This window comes from Martinezella sp. CNPSo 3890, from assembly GCF_057784455.1.
In genome coordinates this window covers 150,006-163,460 of sequence record NZ_JBXSOR010000005.1, presented here as the reverse complement: position 1 = coordinate 163,460, position 13,455 = coordinate 150,006, and the positions used below count along the sequence as shown (strand labels likewise).

Sequence of the window (13,455 nt, the reverse complement as noted above, 5' to 3'; positions counted from 1 at the left end):
CAACCACGGGAGGAGGATCATCATGAGGAAAGTTTTTCATCTGCCGGCAATCGCGTTGGCAGCCTTGCTGTCGGCCACTGCGATGCCCGTCTTGGGTGGCCTAGCCGCACCTGCCGCCGCCGCCACCATGTCCGGGGGCTTCGATGTCGGCCCGGGCGGCTTCCAGGGCAACTTCAATCCGCTGGCGGCAACCGCCGGTCTCACCTGGCTCAGCACCTACTTTGAGCCGCTGGTCAGCTACGATGAAAAGCTGCAGAAGATCGTCGGTGTACTTGCGTCCTCCTATGAGGTGAGCCCGGATCAGTTGACCTATACGTTCAAGCTTGCCGATGCCACGTGGCATGACGGCAAGCCTTTTACGGCCAAGGACGCCAAATTCACCGTCGATCTTGCGGCCAATGCCAAGACCAGCTCGATCTTTGCAGCCCGTTTTAAACTCCTGTCATCCGTCGAGACGCCGGATGACCATACGCTTGTCATCAAGCTTTCCGCGCCTTCCGCGAGCCTGCTTGATACGCTGGCCAAGATCATGGTGCTGCCTGAGCATGCGCTTGCCGCCGTGCCCGTTGATCAGCTTGCGAAGAGCACTTGGTGGTCGACCTCGCCGATTGGGACGGGGCCGTTCAAGTTCGTCAAATATGTGCAGGATCAATATGTCGAGCTGACAGCCAATCCCGACTATCGCGGCGGCAAACCCGTTCTCGATCGGCTGATCAACCGCTATTTCGCCAATCCGGCGGCAGCGATCTCGGCGCTGCGAGCAGGCGAGATCCAGTTCACCTATGTCGATTCCAACGATGTACCGACCTTCAAGGACGACAAGTCCTTCAAGATCATCGAGGGCGATTCCTTCGTCGTCAATTATCTTGGTTTCAACCATGATTCGCCACTGTGGAAGGATCTTCGCGTCCGGCAAGCCTTCATGTACGCCATCAATCGCGATGCGATCATCAAGAGCCTCTATGGCGGAGCGGCAAAGCCCGCCAATTGCGCTTATGTCGCCAATCAGTTGGTTCCGGACGGCATCGAAGCCTATCCCTACGATCCGGCCAAGGCCAAACAATTGCTCGACGAGGCCGGCTGGGACAAGATCAACGGCAGCAAGCCGATCACCTTGCTGACCTATTATAACACGCCGCTTGCGACGAACGTATTGGCGGCCGTGCAGGCCATGCTGGCGCAGGTCGGCATCAATGTCGTGCCGCGCGCCGTCGATGCGCCGACGTATAATGGAATCGTGCTGAACCCCAATGCCGACGTATCGCAATTCCAGCTCGTCTATGCCGGCCTTCAGAACGGACCCGATCCAAGCAACATCAACACCGGGCTCAACGAAAAGCAGATCCCGCCGGCGGGCGCCAATGTGGTGCGCGCACGCATGCCCGATCTGAGCAAGGCGCTCGATGCGGCGATTGCCGAAACGAACGCCGGCAAGCGTGATCAGCGCTACCAGGATGTCTGCAAGGTCATGAACAAGGATCTACCCTGGGCGACCATGTGGGTGGCGAACCGCTATGGCGTCGTTTCGTCCAAGGTGAAGGATTTCATCTGGACACCGGCGCCCGGCGGCGGGCCATACATCGCGCATCCGGAAGCGTGGAAGCTCTCAAACTAGGTTTTGAGCCGGCTGCAGGCTCTGCGGCCGGCGCCTTCCTCGAAACGCAGGTTCGATATGCTGCACTATGGTCTCAGGCGTCTTATAATCGGCATCGGCATGCTCGTCGCCTTGAGCATACTGGTCTTTGTGTTGCTGCGGTTGACGCCGGGCGATCCGATCGATGCCTATATCGACCCGAGCACGCCTCTATCTCCCGCTGCTATGGCCGATTTGCGTGAGCGCCTCGGGCTGGATCGGCCGCTGCCGCTGCAATATGTCGGCTGGCTGCTGCAGGCGCTGCAAGGCAATCTCGGCTATTCTGTTAAGCGGCTGGATCAGCCTGTCTTGACGCTCGTGCTGTCGCGAATTGGTCCGACGGTGCTGCTGATGGGCTCGGCCCTGATCATGGCGATCGTCGCCGGCATTGCCGCAGGCGTCATCGGTGCCGTCAGGCGCAATTCGGTCATAGATATCTCGCTCTCCGTGCTGGCGCTTGCCGGCATATCGAGCCCTGCCTTTCTGAGCGCGCTTCTTGGTCTTTATATCTTTGCAGTGCGTCTCGGCTGGCTGCCCTCGGGCGGCATGCTGACGCCCGGCGAGGACTTTTCCATCGGCGACCTGCTTTGGCATCTTATCCTGCCGGCTTCGCTTCTGGCGATCGCTCAAGCCGCGCTCATCATGCGCTATATGCGCGCTTCGCTGCTGGAGGTCCTCAATCAGGATTATATGCGCACCGCGCGGGCCAAGGGCGTGTTCGAATTCTGGGTTATCGTCAAGCATGCCCTGCGCAATGCGCTCCTACCTGTCGTAACCGTCATCGGCTCGACCATAGGTCTTGCCATCGGCGGTGCGATCTTCGTCGAAAGTGTCTTCAACTGGCCGGGCATGGGCCTGCTTCTCGTCGATGCGGTCACGTCGCGCGATTATCCCGTCATCATGGGGGCGACGCTCGTCATCGGCGCCTGCGTCATCATCGTCAACCTGCTGACGGATCTCGCCTATGCGGTGATCGATCCGCGCATCAAGGTGGCCTGAGCGATGCTGGCGCGAACCGAACGACCAAGCCATGGGCCACTTGCCCGAGCATTCGATCGCTTCCGGCTGAACGGGGCGGCCCTTTTCGGCGTCTGCATTGCCGTACCGCTGCTGCTGCTGATCGTCACCTATCCGCTTTGGTGGCGGTTCCAGCCCAACGACATCGATCTCCTGGCCATGAACGCGCCGCCCAGTGTGACGCACTGGTTTGGAACGGACGGCGTCGGGCGTGATGTCTTTGCCCGAGTGCTCGAAGGCGGTCGTATATCGCTGATGGTCGCGGCAGGTTCCACCGTCATTTCGGCCATCATCGGCTTTCTGTTCGGTTTCGTGTCTGCCTTTACCGGCCGCTGGGCGGATGCGCTCAGCATGCGCTTCGTCGATCTGGTCATGACCTTGCCGCCGGTGATCTTCCTGCTGGTGCTGGCCTCCATCACCGGCACGGGCATCTTGCCGACGATAGCAGTCATATCGCTGCTCTCCTGGCCGCTGTTGGCCCGCATGGTGCGCTCAAGGCTGCTGGAACTGCGCGAACGCGATTTCGTCACCGCCGCGCGCGGCATGGGGGCAGGGCTGCCGCACCTGCTGCTGCGCCACGGCATGCCGAACTGCATCGATATTCTGGTGGTCTACGCCACGACGCAGGTCGCCAATGCGATCCTCTTGGAGGCCGGGCTTTCCTTTCTCGGGCTCGGCATTGCACCGCCCGCGGCGAGCTGGGGCAATATGCTGAATGCGGCCCGCTCCACAGCCGTTCTCGAACAATATCCGTGGCAATGGCTGTTTCCCGGCGCAGCTCTGGTGCTTGCCGTCCTTGCCATCAATTTCATTGGCGACGGGCTGAGGGATGCCTTCGATCCGCGCGCCGAGCTTCATTGAACCCAGGAAAGAAAGAGACAATGAGTAAATTCAAGGGCGTGGTGCCTCCCGTTGTAACGCCGCTGAACGACGATTTCACGGTGGATTACGCATCCTATACGAGGGTGCTGGAGCATCTGATTGATGGCGGCTGCCACGGGGCCTTCGTGCTGGGCTCCACCAGCGAAGTCGTCTTCCACGACGAAAAGACACGGCGGGAGATCATCGAGCATTCCGCCAAGGTCGTGAATGGGCGGGTGCCGCTGCTGGTCGGTGTCATCGACCCCACGACAGACCGCGTAATCGCGCATTCGAAAATCGCCAAGGCGGCCGGCGCCGACGCCGTCGTCGTCACCGCTCCGTTCTATACGGTGACCAGCCAGTCAGAGATATTGGATCACTTCCGCTGCATAAGAGAGTCTGTCGATGTACCGCTCGTCGCCTATGACATCCCGGTCTGCGTGCATGTGAAGCTGCAGCGCCAGACCGTGGTGACACTCGCCAAGGAAGGGACCATCATCGGGCTAAAGGATTCCAGCGGCGACGACGGCAATTTCCGCTATGCGCTGCTCGATCTTGCCGATCACAAGGATATCTTCCTGATGACGGGCTCCGAAATCGTCGTCGACAATGCGCTTCTCATGGGCGCGCATGGCGTGGTGCCCGGTATCGCCAACGTCGATCCGCATGGCTATGTGCGGCTATGGGATGCCGCGCAGCGCGGCGACTGGACTGCGGCGCGGCGCGAGCAGGAAAGGCTTTGCCGCCTGTTCGAGATCGTCTGGGTCGCGCAGGGCCGCGTCAGCGGCGGTGCCGCCGGCATCGGGGCCTTCAAGGCAGCCATGAAAAGTCTTGGCATTATCGATACCGCTATCATGCCCCGCCCGCGCGCGGCACTGAATGCGGAGGAAACGGCCAGGATCGATGCAATCCTGAAGAATACGGGGCTGCTGTAGGTATGATAGCGCCGGCTGGCCAACCCGTTCTCGATATCAGGGGGCTCAGGACCGTCTTCCGCACCCGCGGCGGCGAGTTGACCGCTGTCAGAGATATCGACCTGACTATCGACGCGGGCGAGACGCTGGCGCTGGTCGGCGAATCCGGTTCGGGCAAGTCGGTGACGAGCCTTTCGGTGATGCGGCTGCTGACGCGTAATGTCGGGAGGATCGCAGCTGGCAGCATTCGGTTGCGGGACAGGCAAGGCATCGTCAGCGATCTCGCCACGCTGGACGACAGCCATATGCGTGAGATCCGCGGCGGCGCTATCGGCATGGTATTCCAGGAGCCGATGTCGAGCCTCAATCCGGTCCTGACCATCGGCGATCAGATTGCCGAGCCGATCCGCATTCATCGGCGGGCAGATCGTGCCGCCGCGATGCGTGAGGCGATCGCGCTGCTGGAAAGCGTCGGAATTCCCGATGCGCAACGCCGCGTCAGGCAATATCCGCATGAACTATCCGGCGGCATGCGGCAGCGCGCGACCATTGCCATGGCGCTTGCCTGCGATCCTGTGCTGCTGATCGCAGACGAGCCGACGACGGCGCTCGACGTCACGATACAGGCGCAGATCCTCGATCTCCTCCAGCGGCTGCAGCGGGAGCGCGGCATGGCGATCCTGTTCGTCACGCATAATCTCGGTGTCGTGGCGGAGATCGCCGATCGCGTCGCCGTCATGTATGCCGGCCGGATTGTCGAGGAAGGGCCGACGGAAACAGTGTTCCGCAATCCGAGGCATCCCTATACTCGCGGCCTTTTGGCCTCCATGCCGCGGCTCGGCGAGGCGACACGGATGCGTCAGGCAGGCGAGCCGCTATACGCTATTCCCGGTGTGGTACCCAGCCTGACGCGCATGCCATCCGGCTGCGCCTTCGCGCCGCGTTGTGCCCACGCGATCCAGGCTTGCGGCGCGGCGGTGCCGCCTCTCGATGCTGTCGATGCAAGCCATGCGAGCCGCTGCATCCGCTGGCGGGAGATTTAGATGACCGAAGCGCTTGTCTCCGTTCGCGATCTTGCCAAGAATTATGTGTCCCGCGGCGCAAGGCTTTCCATACTTCGCGATATCTCCTTCGATATCGGAAAAGGCGAAGTGGTGGGGCTCGTGGGAGAGTCCGGCAGCGGCAAGACGACGATCGGCAGGTCCATCCTGCGATTGATCGAGCCATCGGCCGGCAGCGTCCGCTTCGACGGCACGGAAATGACCAGGCTCGGCGCCGGCGATCTGAGGCGCATGCGACCGCGCATGCAGTATATTTTTCAGGATCCCTTCGCCAGCCTGTCGCCGCGCATGACCATCGGCGAGATCCTGTCCGAGGGGCTGAAGATTCAGCGTATCGGCAGCCGTATGGATCGGCTGGATCGGGCACGCGCGGCGCTCGAACAGGTGGATTTGCCGGCGGACGCGATCAATCGCTATGCCCATGAATTCTCAGGCGGCCAGCGCCAGCGGATCGGTATTGCGCGCGCACTTGCGCTCGGGCCGGAATTTCTGATCGCCGACGAACCCGTTTCGGCACTGGATGTCTCCATTCAGGCGCAGTTCATCAATCTGCTGCGCAGCCTACAGCAGCGCCTCGCGCTTACCATGCTGTTCATCTCTCATGATCTTGCCGTGGTCGAATATCTCTGTGATCGCGTCATTGTGCTTTATCTCGGGCGGATCATGGAGATTGCTGCAAGCGCTGATCTGTATGCCCGGCCACGCCACCCCTATACCCGCGCGCTGCTCTCGGCCATTCCCTCACCGGACCCGGACAGTAGGCGCGACCGGCAAATCCTGAAGGGCGATATTCCGAGCCCGGCAAATCCGCCGAGTGGCTGCGTCTTCCGCACGCGCTGTCCCTTCGCGCTCGAGGCCTGCGCGACGACGGTTCCGCAATTGCGGGAGATTGCGCCGGGGCAGTTCAAGGCATGTATTCGCGACGATCTCGATTGATCCCGCTTTCGGGCTGATACGGATCTCGCGACGCGGCTGGCTATGTCGCACTGCACATTTGACCAAACGGGCCACCTTTGATGTCAAAAAAGTATCGGTTGGACGTACAAGGCGTAGTAGCGGCAAGCGGCTATGAGGGGTAGGGTTACCACATAAAAGATGCGATGGCCTCTGGGAGGAGGCGCCGTAACCGTAACGAATGCGGACGGACGAAAGGAGGTTTGCCGATGAATCCCGATTTGGAAGTGGTCGCGATCGGCAGCGGAGAATCCTTCAAAGCGTGGGAGCACGGCTATCCCTACCGCACGGTGCGTTGGCATTTCCATCCCGAATACGAAATCCATCATGTCGTCGCGACAACGGGTCAATATTTTATCGGCGACTTTATCGGCGAGTTCGAGCCCGGCAATCTGGTGCTGACAGGACCGAACCTCCCGCATAATTGGGTGAGCGACGTGCCTGCCGGTGTCACCCTGCCGCTGCGCTGCCGCGTCCTGCAATTTTCCGAATCCTTCTTTGCCGATGCGAGTAAGGTCTTCCCCGAACTATCCGCTTGCGCCGGCATATTGGAGACGAGCCGCCGCGGTGCGCTCTTCACGCCCGAGACTGCGACAATCGTGGGCCCGATCCTTGGCGAACTGGTCGAGGCATCAGGTATCCGCCGCATCGAACTCTTCATGAATATTCTCGATGCGATGAGCCGTGCCGAGGGCACGCGTACGCTCGCCAGCGCCGGCTATCAGCCGGACCCATCCGGCTTCATGTCGGCGGGCGTCAATCAGGCGCTGGCTTACATCAATGCGCATCTGACCGAGCCATTCAGCGAATGCGATCTGGCCGAATTGACCGGTCAGAGCCCGAGCGCCTTTTCGCGCAGCTTCCGCCGCCATACCGGCATGGCGCTGGTTCAGTACGTCAATCGGCTGCGCATCAACTTTGCCTGTCATCTTTTGATGAGCAAGGCCGAGATGACGATCACCGACATCTGCTTTGCGGCAGGCTTCAACAATATCTCGAACTTCAATCGGCGTTTTCTGGATCAGAAGGGCATGGCGCCCTCCCGGTTCAGGTCGCTCTTGGCACAGCACGCACGCGCGGTGGAGGCCGCCTAACACAAGGGAGGACAGGGAGGAGAGACAAAATTCAGGGCAAGCGAACGGGCAGGCGCCTTTGCCGTCCGAAGGAGAAAGCTTGTCCGAAATTACCGCCGCGTCGGTCACATGACCGCTCTCGGCGAACCACCAAACAAGAGCATCGCGTGCGGACAGCCGTGATGATCGAGGGAAACTATTACCATTTGGAACGGAGAAATTCCAATGAACCATTTCGCACTGAAAATCGCAGGCGCTGCCGCGCTTGCGGTCGGTCTTCTGGCCGGCACTTCCGCCTTCGCGCAATCGACCAAAGTGACGGACGCGACCGTCGCCTTTCTGATGCCTGACCAGAGCTCGACGCGCTATGAGGAGCACGATTTCCCCGGCTTCCAGGCGGAGATGAAGAAGCTCTGCGCCGGCTGCAAGGTCATCTATCAGAACGCCAATGGCGATGCCTCGCGTCAGCAGCAGCAGTTCAATTCGGCGATCTCGCAGGGCGCAAAAGCCATTGTGCTCGACCCGGTAGACTCGACGGCCGCCGCCTCATTGGTGAAGCTCGCGCAGAGCCAGGGCGTGCGTGTCATTGCTTATGACCGTCCAATCCCGTCGGCGGCTGCCGACTATTATGTCTCCTTCAACAATGAAGAGATCGGCAAAATGATCGCCAAGTCGCTGGTCGATCATCTGAAGGCGAAGGGCGTGAAGGCTGGCGATGGCGGCCTTCTTGAGATCAACGGCTCGCCGACGGATGCTGCCGCCGGCCTCATCAAGAAGGGCATTCATGCCGGTCTCGCCGACGGCGGCTATCCGGTGCTGGCCGAATTCGACACGCCGGAATGGGCGCCGCCGAAGGCGCAGCAATGGGCAAGCGGTCAGATCACGCGCTTCGGCAAGAAGATCCTCGGCGTCGTCGCCGCCAATGACGGCACGGGTGGCGCAGCTGTCGCCGCCTTCAAGGCTGCCGGCTACGATCCGGTACCGCCGGTGACGGGCAACGACGCGACCATCGCTGGCCTGCAGCTCATCATTTCGGGTGATCAATATAATACGATTTCCAAGCCGAGCGAGATCGTTGCTGCGGCCGCCGCCAATGTCGCGATCGAACTCCTGTCTGGCGAGACGCCGAAGGCCGACACGAAGCTCTTCGACACGCCGACCAAGCTCTTCACGCCGGCCCTGGTCACGCAAGAAAATCTGAAGGCCGAGATCATCGACAAGAGCGTCAACGGCAAGCCGATCCAGACGCCGGAACAGCTCTGCGGTGACCGTTATGCCGATGGCTGCAAGAAGCTCGGTATCGGCAGCTAAGGCTGCGCCTCCCAGTCTCCGGCCGCTTCGCCGGCCGGAGGCAAACGCATCCGATAGCATTTCAACCCGAGAAGGTGGCGAGTCATGAGTGACGCTTCCGATCATAGAGCCCCGTCCGGCGAGCTTGTGCTCAGCCTCAAAGGGATCTCCAAACACTTCGGCGCCGTCTCGGCACTGACGGATATCAACCTCGATGTGCATGCCGGCGAAGTCGTGGCGCTTGTCGGCGACAACGGTGCCGGCAAATCGACGCTCGTCAAGGTTCTTGCCGGCGTCCATCAGCCGAGTTCAGGCACGATTACATTCCGCGGCAAGCAGGTGACGCTCAGCGATCCCGCAACGGCACTTGATCTCGGTATCGCCACGGTCTTTCAGGATCTCGCCCTTTGCGAAAACCTTGATGTCGTTGCGAACATCTTTCTCGGCCGCGAACTGAGCCCGATGAAGCTCGACGAAACCGCCATGGAGGTTCGCGCCTGGACGCTGCTCAACGAGCTCGCGGCGCGCATCCCGAGCGTGCGCATCCCCATCGCCTCGCTTTCCGGCGGTCAGCGGCAGACGGTGGCGATCGCCCGTTCGCTGCTGCTTGAGCCGAAACTCATCATGCTCGACGAGCCCACCGCAGCGCTCGGCGTCGCGCAAACCGCGGAAGTGCTGAATCTCATCGAGCGCGTCCGGGATAAGGGGCTCGGCGTCATCATGATCAGCCACAATATGGAGGATGTGCGCGCCGTCGCCGACCGTATCGTCGTGCTACGCCTCGGCCGCAACAACGGCATCTTCTATCCAGATGCCTCGAACCAGGAACTTGTCAGCGCCATCACCGGAGCCACGGAAAACGCCGTGTCGCGACGCGCAGGGCGGCGTCAGGCCCAGCAGGAATTGAGAGAAGGGGGCCAGCCATGAGCCAGGACAGCAAGCAATCGACCATGCTGCTCGATCGCAGTGACGTCCGCGTTAACCATGATACCGGGCTTGGCGCGACTATTCGCTCCTCCATCGACAAGGTGCGCTCCGGCGACTTGGGCTCGTTGCCCGTCGTCGTCGGCCTCGTCATAATCTGGACGGTGTTCGGCACGCTGAACCCGACCTTCCTTTCCAGCAACAACCTCGCCAACCTGCTGTTCGACGCCTCGACCGTCGGCATCATTTCGCTGGGCATCGTCTGCGTACTGATGGTCGGCGAGATCGACCTTTCGGTCGGCTCGATCAGCGGCTTCGCCTCGGCCATGGTCGGCATGCTCTGGGTCAATGAGGGTTGGCCGGTGGCGTTGGCGATCCTGGCGGCGCTGGTCGTCGGCGGTGTGATTGGCGTGATCTATGCCGTGCTGTTCAACCGCTTGGGCATGCCGAGCTTCGTTGCCACATTGGCAGGTCTTCTCGCCGTGCTCGGCATGCAGCTCTATCTGCTTGGCGCCACCGGCTCGATCAATCTGCCCTATGGCTCGGCGATCGTAAATTTCGGCCAGCTCCTCGTCATTCCTCGACCGCTTGCGTATCTCTTCGCGCTTATTCCGGGTGTGGTTCTGCTGGCGACCGGCTTGGGCACTGTGCGGCGACGCAGGCAGGCGAACCTCTCCGCGCCCTCCGTCGGCGGCCTGCTGGCGAAGGCGGCTGTCATCACCGTGGCCCTAGAGTTCGTCGCCTTCTACCTCAATCAGGATCGTGGCGTTCCCTGGATGTTTGCCTTGTTCGTGGTGCTTGTTATCGTCATGGACTACGCGTTGACGCGCACGCAATGGGGCCGGTCGATGTCCGCCGTCGGCGGCAATCGCGAGGCAGCGCGCCGCGCCGGTATCAACGTACGCAGGATCTATACCAGCGCCTTCGTGCTTTGCGCCATGTTTGCGGCGCTTGGCGGCGTGCTAGCGGCGGCACGTCTCGCCTCGGCCAGCCAGCAGGCGGGTACAGGCGACGTCAATCTGAATGCGATTGCGGCGGCCGTCATCGGCGGCACCAGCCTCTTCGGCGGCCGCGGCAGCGCCTATTCGGCTCTGCTCGGCATCATCGTCATCCAGTCGATCGCCAGCGGCCTCACCATGCTCGATCTGTCGTCGGCGCTTCGCTACATGATCACAGGCGCAGTTCTTGCCATTGCCGTCATCGTCGACTCGCTCGCCCGTCGTTCCCGCGCCTCGCATGGGCGCGGCTGATTTCTTCAAGAAGGTAAGGATTGTTATGAGACAGGATTTTGCCGGCAAGGTCGCCGCCATCACCGGGGCTGCCTCTGGAATTGGCCTGGAATGCGCCAAATCGCTATTGAAAGAGGGCGCCAGCGTCGCCCTCGTCGACCGGGCCGAAGACAGCCTGAAAAGCCTTTGCGCCGAATTGGGGCCGAACGCCTTTCCCGTCGTCGTCGATCTTCTGAACCCCGAGAGCGTAGCGGCGATGATGCCGCAGATTCTTGGCAAGTTCGGTAAGCTTGATATCTTCCATGCCAATGCCGGCGCCTATATCGGCGGCGAGGTGGCGGAAGGCGATCCCGATTCCTGGGACCGGATGCTGGATCTGAATATCAACGCGGCGTTCCGCTCGGTTCGCATGGTGTTGCCGCATATGATCGAGCGCAAGACCGGCGATATCATGATGACGAGCTCGATCGCCGGTCTGGTGCCGGTGGTCTGGGAGCCGATCTACACTGCCTCCAAACATGCCATCCAGGCTTTCACCCACACGGTTCGGCGCCAGGTCGCCAAGCATGGTATCCGCGTCGGCGCCGTGGCGCCGGGGCCGGTGGTAACGGCGCTGATCAGCGATTGGCCACAGGCAAAGCTTGACGAAGCGATTGCCGCGGGCGGCCTCATGGAGGCGACGGAAGTGGCGGAAGCGGTGCTCTTCATGCTATCGAGGCCGCGGAACATCGTAATCCGGGATCTGGTGATCCTGCCTTTGAGTACGGATCTCTGATGACAGCACCCTATTTCATCGGCATCGATGTCGGCACCGGCAGCGCCCGGGCCGGGGTTTTCGATGCGCATGGCCATCTGCTCGCCGCCGCCAAGCGGCCGATTACCATCTGGCACGAGGCCGGCAGCATCGTCGAGCAGTCGAGCGAGCAGATATGGAGAGCCGTCTGCGACAGCGTCAAAGAGGCTGTTGCAACGGCAAAGATAGCGGCCGGTGACGTTTCGGGCATCGGCTTCGATGCAACCTGTTCACTGGTCGCCGTCAAGGCGGATGGCCAACCCGTGGCTGTCGGACCATCGGGCTATGCCAATCGCAATATCATCGTCTGGATGGATCATCGTGCGGCCGGCGAGGCGGCGGAGATCAATTCAGGCAATCATGCCGTGCTGCGTTATGTCGGCGGCCGGATCTCGCCCGAGATGGAGACGCCGAAGCTCCTGTGGCTGAAGCGAAACCTGCCGCAATCCTTCGCGGCAACGGATCATTTCTTCGATCTTGCCGACTATCTGACCTGGCGCGCGACCGGCTCGCTGCAGAGATCCGTGTGCACGGTGACATGCAAATGGACCTATCTCGCCCACGAGAAGCGCTGGGATGCGCAATATTTCAAGGATATCGGCCTTGGTGAGTTGGCCGACGAAGGCTTTGTGCGGATCGGCACCGAGATCGTCGAGCCGGGTACGGCACTCGGTGGCGGCTTGAACGACGTTGCCGCCGGCGATCTTGGCCTCGTCGTTGGTACGCCGGTCGGCGCGTCGCTGATCGATGCCCATGCGGGCGGCGTCGGGACGCTCGGCGGGCAGGGGGCGGACGGCAAAGCCGATGTCCGGCACAGGCTCGCCTATATCTTCGGCACCTCCGCCTGTTCGATGGCGTCGAGTGATGACGCTGTCTTCGTCGATGGCGTTTGGGGACCTTATTATTCTGCCATGGTGCCTGGCCTCTGGTTGACCGAAGGCGGGCAATCTGCGGCAGGGGCGGCGATCGATCATCTCGTTACCATGCATCCGGCAAGTGGTGAGGCGCGTGCCAGGGCCGAAGCGGAAGACTTGTCGCTCGTCGCCTGGCTTGACCGGCAGGCCATGAAGGCGGTCAGGAATGCGTCCGACGCCGTGAAGCTCGCGCTGCCCATTCAAGTCGTGCCCGAATTCCTCGGCAATCGTTCGCCCTATGCCGATCCCGACGCTCGCGCCGTCATCTCCGGCCTCGGGCTGGAAACTGGCATCGATGATCTTGTCGCGCTCTATGTCGCCGGCCTTTGCGGCATCGGCTATGGCCTCAAGCAGCTGCTCGAAAAGCTGGCTCAGGACGGCATTGCCTGCGATCTCATCATCGCCAGCGGCGGGGCTGCCCAGAGCGGATTGGTACGTCAGCTTTTGGCGGATACGACCGGCAGGCCGGTCGCTGTCGCCGATACGGAGGAACCCGTTTTGCTCGGTGCGGCCATGCTCGGCGCCACGGCCGGCGGGCATTGCGGTTCGCTCGTGGACGCAATGGCTGCCATGTCACGGCTGGCGAAGAGGTTCGAGCCGGCGGATGGTACCATCAGGGCGTTGCATGAACGGCGTTACGAAGCTTTCGCGCTGCTGCAATCGGCAGATCGCAGCATCCGCACCTTGATGGCGTCGTAAGTCTGGCGGGAACGACATTTATCGCTCCAATTCATAAGTCTATACGACGATGGCCCTCTACCGCTTTGTCAATTGCAGGCTAGATTGCCCTCA

The 13,455-nt window shown here is 61.5% G+C and carries 12 protein-coding genes; all 12 read left to right on the top strand.

Translation table 11 applies throughout. The features are described from left to right. Positions 1–82: 82 nt before the first annotated feature. The 12 genes from AC13RC_RS15350 to AC13RC_RS15295 all read left to right on the top strand — a co-directional run bounded on the left by AC13RC_RS15350 (position 83) and on the right by AC13RC_RS15295 (position 13,362). The gene (locus tag AC13RC_RS15350; protein ID WP_488557774.1) at positions 83–1,615 is read left to right on the top strand and encodes an ABC transporter substrate-binding protein; all 1,533 of its coding nucleotides are present in this window, start codon (positions 83–85) and stop codon (positions 1,613–1,615) included. A 57-nt stretch (positions 1,616–1,672) separates the two neighbouring features. After that, positions 1,673–2,632 (top strand): ABC transporter permease, encoded by a 960-nt coding sequence (locus AC13RC_RS15345; RefSeq protein WP_488557653.1) that lies wholly within the window; start codon positions 1,673–1,675, stop codon positions 2,630–2,632. Positions 2,633–2,635: 3 nt separating this feature from the next. Further along, positions 2,636–3,511 (top strand): ABC transporter permease, encoded by an 876-nt coding sequence (locus AC13RC_RS15340; RefSeq protein ID WP_488557652.1) that lies wholly within the window; start codon positions 2,636–2,638, stop codon positions 3,509–3,511. A 20-nt stretch (positions 3,512–3,531) separates the two neighbouring features. Continuing rightward, positions 3,532–4,446, top strand: a complete 915-nt coding sequence (locus AC13RC_RS15335; protein ID WP_488557651.1) for a dihydrodipicolinate synthase family protein — start codon at positions 3,532–3,534, stop codon at positions 4,444–4,446. Between the two features lie 2 nt (positions 4,447–4,448). Then, a complete protein-coding gene (locus AC13RC_RS15330; protein ID WP_488557650.1) occupies positions 4,449–5,468 on the top strand; it encodes an ABC transporter ATP-binding protein in 1,020 nt (339 codons plus the stop codon). Beyond that, positions 5,469–6,422, top strand: a complete 954-nt coding sequence (locus AC13RC_RS15325) for an ABC transporter ATP-binding protein (RefSeq protein ID WP_488557649.1) — start codon at positions 5,469–5,471, stop codon at positions 6,420–6,422. Between the two features lie 227 nt (positions 6,423–6,649). Beyond that, the gene (locus tag AC13RC_RS15320; protein ID WP_152094733.1) at positions 6,650–7,534 is read left to right on the top strand and encodes an AraC family transcriptional regulator; all 885 of its coding nucleotides are present in this window, start codon (positions 6,650–6,652) and stop codon (positions 7,532–7,534) included. Between the two features lie 204 nt (positions 7,535–7,738). Further along, entirely contained in the window at positions 7,739–8,824 is a 1,086-nt protein-coding gene (locus AC13RC_RS15315) for an ABC transporter substrate-binding protein (RefSeq protein WP_488557648.1), read from the top strand. Positions 8,825–8,908: 84 nt separating this feature from the next. Continuing rightward, the gene (locus tag AC13RC_RS15310) at positions 8,909–9,730 is read left to right on the top strand and encodes an ATP-binding cassette domain-containing protein (protein ID WP_112724449.1); all 822 of its coding nucleotides are present in this window, start codon (positions 8,909–8,911) and stop codon (positions 9,728–9,730) included. Continuing rightward, positions 9,727–10,977: a sugar ABC transporter permease gene (locus tag AC13RC_RS15305; protein WP_113332737.1), complete on the top strand. Its 1,251-nt coding sequence runs from the start codon at positions 9,727–9,729 to the stop codon at positions 10,975–10,977. Before AC13RC_RS15310 ends, AC13RC_RS15305 begins: the two co-directional genes overlap by 4 nt. 25 nt (positions 10,978–11,002) lie before the next feature. Next, entirely contained in the window at positions 11,003–11,731 is a 729-nt protein-coding gene (locus tag AC13RC_RS15300; RefSeq protein ID WP_113351196.1) for an SDR family oxidoreductase, read from the top strand. Next, positions 11,731–13,362: an FGGY-family carbohydrate kinase gene (locus tag AC13RC_RS15295; RefSeq protein WP_488557647.1), complete on the top strand. Its 1,632-nt coding sequence runs from the start codon at positions 11,731–11,733 to the stop codon at positions 13,360–13,362. Before AC13RC_RS15300 ends, AC13RC_RS15295 begins: the two co-directional genes overlap by 1 nt. Positions 13,363–13,455 lie beyond the last annotated feature (93 nt).